This is a genomic window from uncultured Enterococcus sp. (assembly GCF_913775425.1).
In the GTDB taxonomy this organism is placed as follows: Bacteria; Bacillota; Bacilli; order Lactobacillales; family Enterococcaceae; genus Enterococcus_G.
Genome location: NZ_CAJYIS010000011.1, coordinates 78,577 through 93,866, shown reverse-complemented (window position 1 = coordinate 93,866; position 15,290 = coordinate 78,577). Strand labels below are relative to the sequence as shown.

Here is a 15,290-nt window from a genome sequence, read left to right as displayed (position 1 = left end):
CACAAAAAGTTCGCTGATGTTTTTTTATCGTTTCATAATAACATAAACACGTTCATTATCGACATAAATCGTCCAATAATAATTGTCTACTACTTGTTGCTTCACTGACGTATCAAAATTCGTAAAGTCATACGGAATTAAAGACATTTGGAGATTACTACTTCGCTGTAAGAGCATTAGATTGAACCAACTCATATCTCCATTACGCGGAACGAGTTGTTTTAAGACCGGATAATTGATACTCGTACTTTCTAACAGCGGGCTATCTTTAAACAAATTACTAATCCAAACCTCTTGACGTTCATCCGTCACCGCTAACGCTAGATCGCTCGTTAAACGTTGACTTTGTTGTTCAAATGACTGCTGTTGATAATTGAGTGTACTGGCATACGTGAAGCCAAAACTTGTAAAATAAAAAACCAACGCAACTGGTACGACAGATACCAGACGTCCAACTTTCATTTGACTCGCTTGAGCCACAAGTAAAATGGCAAGACTTGAAAAGACAATACTAATGCCTACGCCATAACGTGGCATAACGGTTACAAGTGGTTCACTAAATACAAGCAAAACGCCATAACTAAAGACGAGTAAGCAGCCTAGATAAACGAAAGTTAGTACCAGTGCCAAGAGTTTATTGATCGTTGTCATTTTAAATACTGTGACCAAAAGACTAATGACCATCACGAGCAAACACAATTGCCATACACGCGCAGAATAATCCCAAATTGTATGGATATAAACGAGACTATTGTGGATAAACGTTGCTGGGATATCTGTCAGTTTAGCGATAGCAACCGTATTGCCACGACTTGCAATCTCTGGATTTAAAGAAGATTCAATAAAAAAGCTGATCAGCGCTAAACTATAAGCACTTGCTGCTAATCCTGTTTTAAAAACAAATGTTTTTACGCTAATGTTTTCAAACAGTACGGCTTTGGCTACCAACGTTAGATAGATACCTAAATAAATTCCAGAAGAAGCTTGATAGGTATTGCACATCAAAAATACACCAATAAAACTCGTGACAAAAAACCAACGCTTATGATTATCCCAAAATAAAAAAGGCAAAATCGAAAAAAGTATACTTAACGCCATATACGGACTATCAAACCGAAAGCTGACCAACTGCAAAGCCCAAGGATTTAAACCAAGAAGACTAGACACGCATACGGTAAGAAACGAGGGACGCTCTCCTGCAACGATGACGACTAAACTAATACTGGCAAGTGTTAAAATCGCTCCACTGATCAAAAACGACATATTTCCAAGATCAGTTAAATGTCTACTTCCTTGAATCATCCAAGAAAACACTTCACTTCCCCAACGAGAATAGCTAGCAGCAAAATCAGTTATCCCGGTATTTTGGCGCAGCACATCATCGATATACGGATAGTCTTTTGTTCCAATCGTTACATAAACGACTTGATATAAAGCAAACAAACTTATAAATTTCCATTTATTTTCTAACCAAAACAGGCGGTTTAAAAGGATCCACTGATTGTCTTTTCGCATGGCTTATCCTTTAAGCATTTGCGCTAAAGCTTCTTGCCAAGTTGGAATCACAAAGCCAGTTGCTTTTGCCTTTGACAGATCCATCACTGAATATTGAGGACGAGTAGCTTTTTGAGGAAATTGATCACTCGTAACGGGTGTCACTTCAACATCAGTATCTTTTAAGATCTCACTAGCAAAATCAAACCAAGTCGCACGATTATCATTTGACAAATGATATACGCCATATTCTGCTTTTTGTGCAACTAAATAGGTCATAAATTCAGCTAAAGTACGTGTCCACGTCGGGCGACCATATTGATCATTTACGACTGTTAATTTAGGATGGCTTTGCGCTAATTTTTGCATCGTAAAGACAAAATTGTGCCCGTATTGTCCAAATACCCAAGACGTACGGATAATATAGTATTTACTAGCATACTCTTTTACTGCTTCTTCACCAGCTAATTTTGTACGACCGTATTCATTTAGTGGATTCGTCTTATCGTCAACGGCATACTCTCCGTCTTTTTTCATTCCATCAAAAACATAATCCGTACTAATATAAACCAACGTTGCGCCAACAGCTTCCGCCGCTTTGGCGACATGCGCTGAACCTGCAACATTCACCAATTCATTGACTTTTTTGCCCTCGTCTTCTGCTTTATCCACTGCAGTGTAAGCTGCACAGTGATAAATCACACTTGGGTTCAACTCTTTGATAAATGCGAGTGTTTTCGCTTCATCTGTAATATCTAATTCACTTGAATCTGTTGAAACATATTCAAGTCCTTGTTCATCTAAAAGGTGACGTAATTCTGTTCCTAATTGTCCATTTCCACCTGTAAGTAAAATCATCTGTTTGACTCCTTTTCATAAAGAAAGGCAGGAAGCTTCCTGCCTTTACTTGTTTTTATTGACCATTTTTGGCATAAGTTGCTTCGACAGCTTCTTTTTCAGCTTTCCACCAGTCTTCGTTGGCTTCGTACCATTTGATGGTATCGGCAAGTCCTGATTTAAAGTTGGTAAATTCTGGCGTCCAACCTAATTCTTCACGTAATTTTGTTGAATCGATCGCATAACGCAAATCATGTCCTGGACGATCGTTGACGTGATCGTAAGCATCTTTTGGTTGACCCATCAATTCTAAGATCAATTCGATCACAGTTTTATTGTCTTCTTCACCGTCTGCTCCGATCAGATACGTTTCACCGATGCGGCCTTTTGTTAAGATCGCCCAAACAGCTGAAGAATGATCATTTGTATGGATCCAGTCACGAACATTTTTGCCATCGCCATATAACTTCGGACGAATGCCACTTAAGACATTGGTGATTTGGCGTGGAATAAATTTTTCGATATGTTGATAAGGACCATAATTATTTGAACAATTTGAAATTGTCGCTTGTAGGCCAAATGAACGAACCCATGCTTTGACTAATAAATCAGATCCAGCTTTTGTTGAAGAATACGGACTTGATGGATTATAAGGCGTTTGATCCGTAAATTTCTCACCTTCGCCTTCGCCATGTCCTGGTAAATCTTCACGTAATGGAAGATCTCCATATACTTCATCGGTTGATACATGATGGTAACGGACTTGATGGTTACGACACGCTTCAATCAAGGTATACGTTCCAATCAAGTTCGTATGCACAAATGGATAAGGATCTTTTAGAGAGTTATCGTTATGTGACTCTGCTGCATAATGCACTACAGCGTCTGCTTCTTTCACTAACGGTTCGACCACACTCATATCTGCGATATCGCCTACTACAAGCGTTACGCGGTCTTCTGGTAATCCAGCTAAGTTTTCTTTATTGCCTGCATACGTCAATTTATCTAATACTGTGACGTGAACTTCAGGATGGTTGTTTACCACATAATGAACGAAATTAGAGCCGATAAATCCTGCTCCACCGGTTACAATAATCTTTTTCATATAGACTCCTTAAATTTCCCCGTATACAAAGGGATTTTCTGCTTCAAATTCTTTTAATGTTGGATGTTGTTTATCTTTATCTGATAAGACAGCTTTTGTAAGATCCATCGGCCAATCAATAGCTAAATTCGGATCATCAAACGCAATCCCTCCATCAGCTTCTGCATTGTAGTAATTGTCGCATTTGTACATGAAATTCACGTTATCGGTCAACGTCATAAAGCCATGCGCAAATCCTTTAGGAACTAACAATTGACGATGGTTATGTTCAGATAAGATATAGCCTTCCCATTGGCCATAAGTAGGGCTATTTTTGCGAATATCGACGATCACGTCTAAGACTGCACCTGTGACGACACGGATCAATTTCGTTTGGGCTGCTTCCCCTTTTTGGAAATGCAAACCACGGATCACACCAGGTTGAGTGGATAAAGAATGATTATCTTGCACAAAATCATGCGTAATCCCAGCTGCGTGAAAATCTTCTTGTGAATAGCTTTCTGTAAAGAAGCCACGATGATCACCAAACACGGCTGGCTCAATAATTTTCACGTCTTGTAATTTTGTATCCGTTACTTTGATTTTCCCCATCTGCTTACTCCTCAATCAATCGCAATAAGTATTGACCGTATTGATTTTTCTTCAACGGCTGTGCGAGTTCTTTCAATTCTTCTTTAGTAATGTAGCCCATACGATAAGAAATTTCTTCTAAACAAGCCACTTTTAGATTTTGACGTTTTTCGATCGTTTCAATAAACGTTGAGGCTTCTAATAATGACTCGTGTGTCCCAGTATCTAACCAAGCAAATCCACGGCCCATCACTTCAACAGATAAGTCTCCACGTTCTAAATACACTTTATTCACATCCGTGATCTCAAGTTCACCACGTTCTGATGGTTGGATATTTTTGGCAATATCCACCACATCATTATCGTAAAAATAAAGACCAGTTACGGCATAGTTTGATTTAGGATCCGTTGGTTTTTCTTCAATCGACAATGCACGCATCTCATCATCGAATTCGACAACTCCAAAACGCTCAGGATCGTTTACGTGATAACCAAATACTGTAGCACCTTTTTCTTTTTGAGCCGCGCGTTGTAGCATTTTCGACAACCCGCCACCGTAGTAGATATTATCTCCTAAAACAAGGCACACGCTATCGTTTCCAATAAAGTCAGCCCCTAAAACAAAGGCTTGTGCCAAGCCATCAGGACTTGGTTGGACTTTGTATTCGATATGTAAGCCTAATTCATGTCCATCCCCAAATAATTCTTCAAAGCGTGGGGTATCTTGTGGTGTTGAAATGATTAAAATTTCAGTGATCCCCGCTAACATTAGCGTAGACATTGGATAATAAATCATCGGTTTATCATAAATCGGCATCAATTGTTTTGATGTGGCACGAGTCAGTGGATACAAACGCGTCCCTGAACCTCCTGCTAGGATAATTCCTTTCATAGAAAAAAGCTCCTTTGTTTTTTATTCGTAAGCATCTCGTGTTCTATTTTACCTATTTCACCTGATAAAAAAAAGGTTTTTTTATCAATTCGCATCATTTTTTAAAGATTAAGCGCCAAATCAGAGCGCAAATCAGATGATAACGCCAAACTAATTTTTGTTTAAAAGAACTTGTCGTCGCGATTTCACTGGCATTTTTTTCGTGACGACGATAATCAACTAAAGGTTCTGCTAAAAAGTAGACCTGATTGACAGCAATTAACCCTAGCCACATGTCATGCATCGGTAAATGCTTAGGAAATGGAAAAGCCGTTTGCAATAGCTCTCTTCTGAACGCCATCGCAGCACCAATAAAACTATTTTTTAAAATATTTTGAAAAAATCCTGCTTTCACTTGACGGTAGTCAAAATACGAGGCATGCAACACTTGCGCATGCTCATCGACAATCACCAAATCACTCACAACGACTTGCACTTTCGGATTGTTTTTAAATACAGCGATCATTTTTTTGACCTTATCTGGATGCCAGATGTCGTCTTGATCAGCTAAAAAAATAAATTCTCCTTGTGCTTGTTGCAATACGAACTCAACATTTTTGATCACACCTTGTCTTGGTCCTTGAAATAATTGAATTCGCGGATCATGATAGGCATCAATGATCGACAATGTCTCATCCGTCGAACCGTCGTCTGAGATCAATACTTCATCTTCGTCTGCTAATTGTATCAAAATACTATCTAACTGCTGTTTTAAAAAGCAAGCTCCATTATAAGTCACTAAACAAACTGAAATCATCCACGGCCCTCCTTACGAAATCGATTGAATTCACGCCAAGTCAATTTCCAGATGGCACGGTTTTTCACAGTCAATAATTGCTTTAGTGTCCGTAACACTAACTGTTTTTGGTGTCGTCTTTTTAAATCGATCTCATAACGGCTATAATATAGAGCTTCACTGGCTAAAATCGATCGATATCGAGCCTCAGGTAATGTCTCATAATCCAACACAGAAAGTCGATGCTGCAACGTGAAATCTGTAACGTCAACTGCTTGGTTTTGTTGAAAGACTTCAAAAAAAAGCCAATGATCTAAAAAGTCTAATGGAAAGTCTTCGTTGAATCCACCGATTTGATCTAAAAATGCCATCGACCAGCACGTTCCTGAATTGATCGCCATGATACGCTTTTTAGTCACACCTACTGCAGGAAATTGTGCTGTATGATCGACATACCCTTGAGCTAAAACGGGTGAGATTTGATGGTGATCCATCACTTTAGGGACCACACAAGCCACATTTGTTTTAGGCTGGGTCAAAAGATACGTCAAATACTCCATCGTGCATGTCGTATCTTGATCAAGTAATAATAACCAGCGACATCGAGCCTTACCTTGTCTAAAAGCCTGATTATATGCCACAGCTAAACCAAGATTTCGCGGATCGTGTTGATAGGTCACTTGTGGATGTTCAAAAAAAGGATGTGTCTGTGCTTGCTTCGTATGATCGTAAATCAATAATTGGATGTGTTTGGAAAATGGCTGCGTCAAAAAAAATTGGCAAGCATTGCTTTGCTCAACTGTCATATTGTACAAAACGATGACTACTTGGATAGTTTCGTTCATCAAAAAAACCTCCAGCCCCATTTATGGAAAAATTTCCCCATTGATTGTAAAAAAATCAAGAATAATTTCGGATTGCGGTGTGCTCCTTTTCCATAAAGATGGATCACAGAATCAAATGGGGTATAAAGCAAACGATACCCTTTTTGTTCAAAACGCAAGCAAAGATCATTGTCTTCAAAGTACATGAAAAAGCGCTCATCGAATCCATTGATCGCTTGAAATTTCGCAACATCGATCACCATAAAACAGCCCGATCCCATACGAATAAATGAATACTGCGTATCGGATAGAAAGCGGCATTCATAGTCTGCTAAGCGTTTTTTAAAAGCATTTTTTACAAAACCAAAAGGGATAAAGCGTAACATATAATCAAAAACGGTCAATTTATGACGCACAAGATGTTGGACAGTCTGATCTTCATTTAACACTTTGGGACTAACTCCAGCGAGGGTTTGGTCTTGTTGCAATAAGAAGATCAGTTGTTCGATCGTCTGCTCCTCTACTAAGATATCTGGATTGCAAATCACCCCTACAGCTATTTTTTGGTGTAGAAAAATTTGATTATGTCCATGACCAAAACCTAAGTTTTCTTTTCCTTCAATTACGTGTACAAACTGATAATCTTTCATCTTCTCGACATATTCTTTTTCTGATGCATTATCATAAATGACCAATTGATAACGCGGGTTAGGTAAAAAGGTCGCAAAATGATCTAGAGTTTGAAAAATATCGTTACTATTATGCGTTACAATACCAATAATAATGGGTTCCATGCTTGTCATCCTTACTGTCGTGTTCTTCATTGGGCCATTATACCATAAGTCGAATTGACAAAACGAAAAAACTGCTGGAAACAAATGCTTCCAACAGTTTCTTTACCTTAACTAAAAAAATAGTTACTTGCAATCGGTTTTTTTATATCAAATAAGGTTACTTCGATCAATGGATGCTCTTTGGCAATTGCTTGGTCGATCCATTCACACTGTTCGACTTCAAATACGATTGTTTGTGGTCGAACTTCATTGACTTTTCCTGTCATTGCTCGCTGAAATTGTTGTGGCTTGACTTCATAACGTTCTCCAACTTTAATTGCATCCCAATGTCCCATTATCACATACCCCATTCAAGTTATTTTCAGTACACTATTAGTTTTAACATGTCTATCTTAAATAGACAAGTTATTTTTTTGAAAAATACAGAAATTTCACAAAAAAAGGAGTATAACAGATTTCTGTCATACTCCTTTAAAAAAACAAGTAAACGATATTTTAAAAGTCGCTACTTTTTCTTATGGGTAAATTCGATTTAATAAACGTGGGAATGGGATCGCTTCACGTACGTGTTCGATTCCTGATAACCAAGTCACTGTACGTTCTAAGCCTAGTCCGAAACCTGAATGTGGAACAGAACCATATTTTCTAAGATCTAAATACCAAGAGTATTCATTCTCATCTAGACCATGTGCTTTGATTTGTTCTAATAAAAATTCATAATCCGTTGCACGTTCTGATCCACCAATAATTTCACCATAACCTTCTGGTGCGATCATATCCGCACAGATCACCACGTCTTCGCGTGTTGGATGTGGTTTCATGTAGAAAGGCTTGATTGCTTTTGGATAGTTCAAGATGAAGACAGGTTGGTCAAATGAATTGGCAATAAACGTTTCATGTGGTGAACCAAAATCATCGCCCCAAGTAATATCCTCAAAGCCATTTTCTTGTAATAACGTGACTGCATCATCGTAAGAAATGCGTGGGAAAGGTAATTTTGTATATTTTTCCAATACGCTACGATCACGACCTAAAACGTCTAGCGCATAATCACAATTGTCTAGTACGCTTTGCACTAAAAAGGCCACGTATTGCTCTTGGACTTCCAAACTTTCTTCTTGATGTGTAAAGGCCATTTCTGGTTCGATCATCCAAAACTCGATCAAATGACGACGTGTTTTGGATTTTTCTGCACGGAAAGTTGGACCAAATGAAAATACTTTACCAAAAGCCATTGCCGCCGCTTCCATATACAATTGACCTGATTGAGATAAGTACGCTTTTTGATCAAAATAATTGGTTTCAAATAGATCCGTTGTGCCTTCTGGAGCAGATCCTGTTAAGATTGGTGGATCGATTTTCACAAAATTATTGTTGTTGAAAAACTCGTATGTGGCACGAATGATCTCGTTACGAATTTGCATGATCGCATGTTGACGAGAAGAGCGTAACCATAAATGACGATGGTCCATTAAAAAGTCTGTTCCATGTTCTTTTGGTGTAATTGGATAGTCTTGGCTTTCCCCTACTACTTCAATGGCTGTCACACCGATTTCATACCCAAATTTTGAGCGAGTATCTTCACGGATTTCTCCTGTAATTAAAACAGCAGTTTCTTGTGTCAGTCCTTTCGCTAAGGTAAATACCTCTTCAGGTACCTCACTTTTGACTACGATTCCTTGAAAAAAAGCTGTTCCATCGCGTAGTTGTAAAAAGGCAATTTTCCCACTTGAGCGTTTATTCGCTACCCAAGCACCGATTTGCACGATTTCACCTACGTGGTGTTTTGCTTCGATAATTTGAATTTGTTTCACGTGTGTCTCTCCTATCTTTTACTGTCATCTTTCAAAGGATATTACTTTTTTTGTTTTTTTTCAACAAATTTTTTGATTCTAGCTACAGCCTCGTCTAATGTTTGCTGATCTGCGGCGTAACTTAGTCGAATATTTTGCGGTGCACCGAATGCTTTTCCAGTAACGACCGCTACGTTTGCTTCGTAAAGTAGATCGTCTACAAAATCGTCCACGTCTGTATAGCCACATTGATCTAGCGTTTTCTGAACATTTGGGAAGAAGTAAAACGCACCGTCTGGTAGCAATACGTCAAATCCTGGGACCTCTTGAAGCGCCTCAAACATTTTGTTACGTCTAATTTCAAAGGCCTGACGCATGCGTTCAACTTCAGATTGATCGCCACTCAATGCTTCTACAGCCGCATATTGACTTACCGCAGTTGGATTGCTTGTGGCTTGTGAAGCAATATCGATCATAGCAGTAATGATTGCTTGATTTCCTACAGCAAAACCAATCCGCCATCCTGTCATCGCATAGGTCTTAGAAACACCATTAATGACGATCGTTTGTTCTTTAATGGCTTCTGATAATGAAACGATCGGTGTAAATGTTGCTTCGCCATAAACAAGGCGACCATAGATGTCATCAGCAATAATCAAAATATTATGTGCCACGGCCCATTCACCGATTTGAGCCAATTGTTCTTTGGAGTAAATCATTCCTGTCGGATTAGAAGGAGAATTCAACAACAACGCTTTCGTTTTAGGCGTACGCGCGGCTTCTAATTGTTCGACTGTGACTTGAAAATCCTGTGCGCTTGTCGTTTCTACAAAAACAGCCGTCCCTTGGGCCAACTTAATTTGTTCACTATAACTGACCCAGTATGGCGTAGGGATCAAGACTTCATCACCAACATTCAAAATCGCTTGGAATACTAAATACAATGCATATTTTGCGCCATCTGTAACGATTGTTTGTGAAGGGGCATAGTCTACTTGATAATACTTATGCAGATACGCTACGATCGCTTGTCTTAGCTCAGGGATACCTGCAGTGGGCGTATAGTAACTTGCTTGACCACTAGTGATCGCTTGAATCGCTGCTTGTTGGATCGTTTCAGGAGTCGCAAAATCGGGTTCGCCTACTGTTAAGCTTAAAATATCTTTTCCTTGTGCTTTTAATTGCTTCGCTTTTGTTGATGCTTTTAATGTTGCTGAAGGTTCAATATTTTGTGCACGTGTTGATAAATTCATCCATCCATCTCCTCAAAAATCAATTCGTTTAAATATTTTGTTGCTCTTTGACGATTTTTCCATCACTAAAGGCAAGATAATAATAATTCAAGACCTTATCTTTTTTTGTGATGACTTCCCAGACAGGTTGATCGTCTAGTAATCCCAAGTTAGCTTTGACGATCGTTTGATCATTGTGGGCTTGTTGGACAAGTTGGGTTGCTTGGTTTTGATCGATTCCTGATTGCATCTCCATTACTTTGATATTTGTACCATCTTTTGGAATGAAGACGGCAACCGTTTGGTTTTCTGGATTTTTTCCTACTACAGTATATGTCGTTCCAGCTTTTGATAATCGATAGAACGCATCCACTGTGTCTACTTTCCCATACTTTTGCGCTAAAGCCGTTGCTTCTTTTTTAGCTTGACGCATCGGTTGTGTCGCTTGGAGATAGATAATGACCGTACTGGCGATCGCAATCAAGAAAACGACGATCAAACTAAATAACATAATGGTAATTCGTTTTTCACTTTTTGATGGTTGTAAAGACAAAGCATTTCGCTCCTTTTCTAATGGGTTATATTATAGCAAACTTTTGACACTTGCGGCAGACTTTTTCACCAATTTGAACGTATCAATCAAAAAAGTCTTCAAGCGCCTCTATCGCTTCATCACTTGTCCCAGTCGAATTAGGCAATCCTTCAGGAAGCGAACGGATAAAACTAGCGCCATAATTTGCAGTATGTAATCGTGAATCTAACACGATCATCATGCCTTTATCAGTCGTTGTACGAATCAAACGACCAAACCCTTGACGCAATTTCATTACCGCTTTTGGAAGTGCCTCTACTTGAAAAGCATTTTGTCCTTGCGCTTCTAGATAAGCATATTTGGCTTTCACTAAGGGTCGATTCGGATTATCAAATGGTAAATTCGTGACAATCAGCAAATGCAGATCATCGCCTGGTAAATCGACACCTTCCCAAAAACTATCTGCCCCAAATAAAATGGCTTGATCCGATTGTGTGAATCGTTTTAATAACTTTTGACGCGATCCTCCGATCCCTTGAGCCAAAATTTCACGTCCTGCTTGAAAAAATTCAAAGTGGAGCGCTTGATAGACTGCTTGTAGCTGTTCATGTGACGTAAACAACACTAAAATCGATTGTGAGTAGTGATGCATAATATTACGTAGCTGTGCAATCAGTTGTTGTGTACGCTCTTTTTCTATCGGTTCGACTACTGTAAAGAGCTTTGCTTGTTTTTGATAATCAAATTGTGTCGGCAATCGCAAAACAGCTTGATCAAACCCTAATTGCTCTGGTACATATCGTAAGTGGTCTTGTGTTGTCAGTGTTGCACCTAAGTAAAGAATGCGTTGATAACGGGTACCGACTTGTTGTTTGGCTAGTTTTGAAGCTGTTAGATCGATCGTTTCAAATCGTATTTGCTGTTTTTGTTTTCTCCAAATGACGCGATGGATCAAAAACAGATCCTCACGTATAAAGAAATCACAAAAAGCCTCATAGCTTTCTTCCAACTGTGCAAAGTACTCGATAATCTCCCCGCTATGTGGACTTTTTTCTAGTACTAAACTTTCAGCTAACTGTTCTTTCACGACTAAAGCATCCTTAAAGGTCTGGGCAATTCGTTGGATCAGCCGTTCGATCACAATTGGAAAGTCTTTACGCACACTGCTCTCCATCACCCACTCACAGACGTGTTCTGACAGTAAATCCTTCATCCACTCACTTAGCTGTGTACTTGTTTCGTCAAGTTGTTCTAAGATTCTAAAAAAGAGGGGAAGTTTTTCCTGACATGCTTTAGGCCAAATACTTTGTACAAAAGATTCCATCATTTGACTCAATAAAGTGACCGTAAAACTTCTTGTAGCGACCCGCTCTAAAGCCGAAGGTAGATGGTGCGCTTCATCGATCAATAAATAACGACTTGAGGGCAATAAAGGCACATCGCGCTTGAGATCATGAGCTAAAAAAGCATGATTGACGATGATCACATTGCTTTGGCCGACACGTTGATACAGGCGACGTAAAAAATCAACTTCATAAAATGGAGAATACTTGGTAACAGACTCTATCCCTCGATGGGCGACTTGAGTAAAAAATAAATGATCCAAACGCAATAAATTTAGCTCGTCTAAATCTCCCGTCGTCGTTTGAGTCAACCAGACTAAAATCATCATTTGATACAACGCATATTGTTTCATTTCGGTCGTTTCGACTAATGTCTGTTGGAACCGCTCTAGATCTAAATAATGACGATGGCTCTTGACCACCACTGCTTGTAGTGGATAGGCACCGATCCCATTTAATTGCGGGATATCTCGATATAATAATTGGTGTTGCAATAAAATAGAAGCCGTACTAATGATCAATGGATTTTCTATAGTGGCTAAAAAACTACTTGGAAAGAGATACCCAACCGTTTTTCCACTCCCCGTTTCCGCTTCAATAAAACAATTTTTAGTACCTTCATCTGTCGAAAAATGATCAAATACTTGATCCATCAACACTTGTTGTGTTTTACGATAAGTAAAACGTGCACCCAACCATTCTGCCTTTTGCGCTTTCGTTTTTGGATAGCTGCGCTGATAAGTAGGAGCTTCGTACCATTCTTTTTCTGGTTTTACGAGCGCCAGTTGTCCAACGACTTGTATCTGTTCTGGAAGTGGCTGCAAATGCTCTTTCATCTCATGATAGATCGTATCAATAAATAAATCGGTGTGCATCGAAAGATTTTTTGCACAACGTTTGATCGCCTCCATCGTAATCAGCGGCAACTGGCGCATCTTTTCTTCAATCAATAGAAATAATTTTGCAGTCACTTCTGCATCGCTATCTGCTTGATGGGGCATATCGTGGATAAACTGTAAACTCTCCGCTAGGTCTCCTAAGCGAAAGCTGACTTCTGTCGGCAAAAAGATTTGCGCTAATTCAACCGTATCGATTCCTTTAAGTGTCAACTCCGGCAAGCCACACCGTTTCAATTCTGCACTTAAAAAACGATAATCAAAATGAATATTATGCGCAACAAAAATCGTATCACTTAACAAGTGATAGATCGTTTCGGCTACATCTTCAAAATAAGGCGCATGCTTGACCTTTTGATTAGTCACTTGCGTCAATTGTTGAATTTGTTTTGAGATTGGACGATCAGGATTGATATCTGTTGCAAATCGCCCAACAATTTGTCCTTCTTGAATCAATACACAACCAAATTGAAAAATTCGATCTTCTTTAGGATTCGTCCCAGTCGTTTCTAAATCAACGACCGCATAAGTGGTTTTCATCGAATTCCTCCTCTACATACCTGTCAAATTATACTACAGTTTTAATTCTACGACTAGAATCGGTCTTAGGATAAAAGAAAATTATTAGAAGTCTTGAATTTATCAAGTAATCACGTTATCCTAAGTAATGGACGTGCCCTTGTAGTTAAATGGATATAACCGACCCCTCCTAAGGGCCAATTATCAGTTCGATTCTGGTCAAGGGCGTTAAAAAAGATTGTGACAGAAGTGAATCACTAAAAAAATAAGCCGAATAATCCCCGAAATATGTGAAGACATTATCGGAATTATTCGGCTTATTTCATCTAAAACACTGTGTAATTGATGTTTAAAGGGTGTGACAGAAATCTGTCATCCCCTCTTATTTTTGACGTTTTCCTTTATTTTTTTTAGAAGACGTACGCACTTTTTTCTTTTTCTTTTTCACAACCGTAGTCATTTCAGTATCAATAGACACGCGCTTTTGCCCGACTTCAACTGTAGTTGACGGTTTGTTTGTGTTGTGTTCTATCGTTTTTTTGCTATATTTCTTTTCTTCAACCATTGGCTTTTCCGTCGTCAACTCTCCTGTGTGTAAAAAGACTTCTTGTCCTTTTAACTGCATCTGACTCATGATTTTACGATAATCACGTTGTGTTTGCGGTGTCACTAGCGTCAAGACAACCCCATCAGCTCCCATCCGCCCAACACGACCAGCACGATGGAGATAGCTTTCTTTTGTCAATGGCACATCTACATTGACGACATACGGCAAACGATCTAAATCGATCCCTCTTGCCGCAATATCTGTGGCCAATAACGCATTTAATCGATGTTGCTTGAACGCATTCAACGCTAATTTACGCATTTCTTTACTTTGATCAGAAGCCAGTGAAGCGACGTTTAGATGATGGAATCCTAATTTTTCTTCTGCATTGCCCAGATCACTTAACTGATTGAAAAAAAACAGTCCTTGAAACGCTTCAATATGGCACAAGCGACGTAATGTATCGGTAATTTTGCGCGCAGACACATTAAGATAATAATGGTGCACGACACCTTGACTGTCATCAATCATAGTTGTATCAATAACCGTAAGATCTGTAACCAATTCTTTGACTTCTGCTAGAGCAGTATCTGCTGTGGCAGAGAAAAAGGAATTGGTTGTCTTTTTCCCTAATCGTTGCATGATCTCTTTGACTAGACCCTGGCTATCGTCTTTTACCAATTGATCCGCTTCATCTAAAATCAGTGATTGAATATTAAATGCATTGATTTTTTTCGCTTTGATCAACTCTAAAACCCTACCAGGTGTCCCCACGATTACTTCTGGTTTCTTTTTTAATTGTTCGACTTGGCGTTTCACATTTGCACCACCAATACAAGATTGACAGTGTAAATCGATAGCCTGTGCCCATTCTTTTGCTACTTCATAGACTTGCACCGCTAATTCTTGTGAGGAAGTCAAAATCAGCAATTGATTGCCTTGACCAGGGACGACTTGTTGTAAAGAAGGGAGTAAATACGCTAACGTTTTACCAGACCCAGTAGGTGAAACAGCTAATAAAGATTGTTTTTGACACATCGGTTTGTAGACTTGTTTTTGAATGGCCGTTGGTTGACGAAACGCTTTGTCTTCCCATAATATTTGCCATGCTAAAGGTAATTGTTTAATTTCCATATA

The 15,290-nt window shown here is 39.0% G+C and carries 14 protein-coding genes and 1 tRNA gene; 1 reads left to right on the top strand and 14 read right to left on the bottom strand.

The genetic code is table 11. The features are described 5' to 3' along the window. Positions 1-24: 24 nt before the first annotated feature. The 13 genes from QZ413_RS01260 to QZ413_RS01200 form a co-directional block, all read right to left on the bottom strand. Positions 25-1,515, bottom strand: a complete 1,491-nt coding sequence (locus QZ413_RS01260; RefSeq protein WP_297075374.1) for a glucosyltransferase domain-containing protein — start codon at positions 1,513-1,515, stop codon at positions 25-27. 3 nt (positions 1,516-1,518) lie between these two features. Further along, complete coding sequence (rfbD, locus tag QZ413_RS01255) at positions 1,519-2,352, bottom strand: dTDP-4-dehydrorhamnose reductase (RefSeq protein ID WP_297075371.1); 834 nt, start codon at positions 2,350-2,352, stop codon at positions 1,519-1,521. A 55-nt stretch (positions 2,353-2,407) separates the two neighbouring features. Continuing rightward, entirely contained in the window at positions 2,408-3,436 is a 1,029-nt protein-coding gene (gene rfbB / locus QZ413_RS01250; protein ID WP_297075368.1) for a dTDP-glucose 4,6-dehydratase, read from the bottom strand. 9 nt (positions 3,437-3,445) lie between these two features. Then, positions 3,446-4,018, bottom strand: coding sequence for a dTDP-4-dehydrorhamnose 3,5-epimerase (gene rfbC, locus QZ413_RS01245; protein WP_297075444.1), 573 nt, complete (start codon positions 4,016-4,018; stop codon positions 3,446-3,448). 13 nt (positions 4,019-4,031) lie between these two features. Then, positions 4,032-4,898: a glucose-1-phosphate thymidylyltransferase RfbA gene (gene rfbA, locus QZ413_RS01240; RefSeq protein ID WP_297075366.1), complete on the bottom strand. Its 867-nt coding sequence runs from the start codon at positions 4,896-4,898 to the stop codon at positions 4,032-4,034. A 94-nt stretch (positions 4,899-4,992) separates the two neighbouring features. After that, a complete protein-coding gene (locus QZ413_RS01235; protein ID WP_297075364.1) occupies positions 4,993-5,694 on the bottom strand; it encodes a glycosyltransferase family 2 protein in 702 nt (233 codons plus the stop codon). Beyond that, positions 5,691-6,518, bottom strand: coding sequence for a glycosyltransferase (locus QZ413_RS01230; RefSeq protein WP_297075361.1), 828 nt, complete (start codon positions 6,516-6,518; stop codon positions 5,691-5,693). Before QZ413_RS01230 ends, QZ413_RS01235 begins: the two co-directional genes overlap by 4 nt. Next, positions 6,518-7,291, bottom strand: a complete 774-nt coding sequence (locus QZ413_RS01225) for a glycosyltransferase family 2 protein (protein WP_297075358.1) — start codon at positions 7,289-7,291, stop codon at positions 6,518-6,520. The genes QZ413_RS01230 and QZ413_RS01225 overlap by 1 nt, the downstream gene beginning before the upstream one ends. 107 nt (positions 7,292-7,398) lie before the next feature. Beyond that, complete coding sequence (locus QZ413_RS01220) at positions 7,399-7,626, bottom strand: transcription antitermination protein (RefSeq protein WP_297075355.1); 228 nt, start codon at positions 7,624-7,626, stop codon at positions 7,399-7,401. Positions 7,627-7,806: 180 nt separating this feature from the next. After that, on the bottom strand, positions 7,807-9,105 hold the full coding sequence (gene asnS / locus QZ413_RS01215; protein ID WP_297075352.1) for an asparagine--tRNA ligase: 1,299 nt from the start codon (positions 9,103-9,105) through the stop codon (positions 7,807-7,809). A 41-nt stretch (positions 9,106-9,146) separates the two neighbouring features. Next, positions 9,147-10,337, bottom strand: a complete 1,191-nt coding sequence (locus QZ413_RS01210; RefSeq protein WP_297075349.1) for a pyridoxal phosphate-dependent aminotransferase — start codon at positions 10,335-10,337, stop codon at positions 9,147-9,149. A 28-nt stretch (positions 10,338-10,365) separates the two neighbouring features. After that, positions 10,366-10,869: a DUF5590 domain-containing protein gene (locus QZ413_RS01205; protein WP_297075345.1), complete on the bottom strand. Its 504-nt coding sequence runs from the start codon at positions 10,867-10,869 to the stop codon at positions 10,366-10,368. An 82-nt stretch (positions 10,870-10,951) separates the two neighbouring features. Then, positions 10,952-13,627 carry a helicase C-terminal domain-containing protein gene (locus tag QZ413_RS01200; protein WP_297075344.1) on the bottom strand — a complete coding sequence of 892 codons (2,676 nt, stop codon included), beginning with the start codon at positions 13,625-13,627 and terminating at the stop codon, positions 10,952-10,954. Positions 13,628-13,762: 135 nt separating this feature from the next. Here QZ413_RS01200 and QZ413_RS01195 point away from each other — a divergent pair. Continuing rightward, a tRNA-Arg gene (locus QZ413_RS01195) sits at positions 13,763-13,834 on the top strand. A 154-nt stretch (positions 13,835-13,988) separates the two neighbouring features. Here QZ413_RS01195 and QZ413_RS01190 read toward each other — a convergent pair. After that, positions 13,989-15,287 (bottom strand): DEAD/DEAH box helicase, encoded by a 1,299-nt coding sequence (locus QZ413_RS01190; RefSeq protein WP_297075342.1) that lies wholly within the window; start codon positions 15,285-15,287, stop codon positions 13,989-13,991. Positions 15,288-15,290: the final 3 nt, after the last annotated feature.

Coding starts and splice junctions, on each gene's coding strand:
- QZ413_RS01220 (WP_297075355.1), bottom strand. CDS start 7,626: ATGGGACATTGGGATGCAATTAAAGTTGGAGAACGTTATGAAGTCAAG.
- QZ413_RS01225 (WP_297075358.1), bottom strand. CDS start 7,291: ATGGAACCCATTATTATTGGTATTGTAACGCATAATAGTAACGATATT.
- QZ413_RS01200 (WP_297075344.1), bottom strand. CDS start 13,627: ATGAAAACCACTTATGCGGTCGTTGATTTAGAAACGACTGGGACGAAT.
- QZ413_RS01260 (WP_297075374.1), bottom strand. CDS start 1,515: ATGCGAAAAGACAATCAGTGGATCCTTTTAAACCGCCTGTTTTGGTTA.
- QZ413_RS01235 (WP_297075364.1), bottom strand. CDS start 5,694: ATGATTTCAGTTTGTTTAGTGACTTATAATGGAGCTTGCTTTTTAAAA.
- rfbB (WP_297075368.1), bottom strand. CDS start 3,436: ATGAAAAAGATTATTGTAACCGGTGGAGCAGGATTTATCGGCTCTAAT.
- QZ413_RS01230 (WP_297075361.1), bottom strand. CDS start 6,518: ATGAACGAAACTATCCAAGTAGTCATCGTTTTGTACAATATGACAGTT.
- rfbD (WP_297075371.1), bottom strand. CDS start 2,352: ATGATTTTACTTACAGGTGGAAATGGACAATTAGGAACAGAATTACGT.
- QZ413_RS01190 (WP_297075342.1), bottom strand. CDS start 15,287: ATGGAAATTAAACAATTACCTTTAGCATGGCAAATATTATGGGAAGAC.
- QZ413_RS01210 (WP_297075349.1), bottom strand. CDS start 10,337: ATGAATTTATCAACACGTGCACAAAATATTGAACCTTCAGCAACATTA.
- rfbA (WP_297075366.1), bottom strand. CDS start 4,898: ATGAAAGGAATTATCCTAGCAGGAGGTTCAGGGACGCGTTTGTATCCA.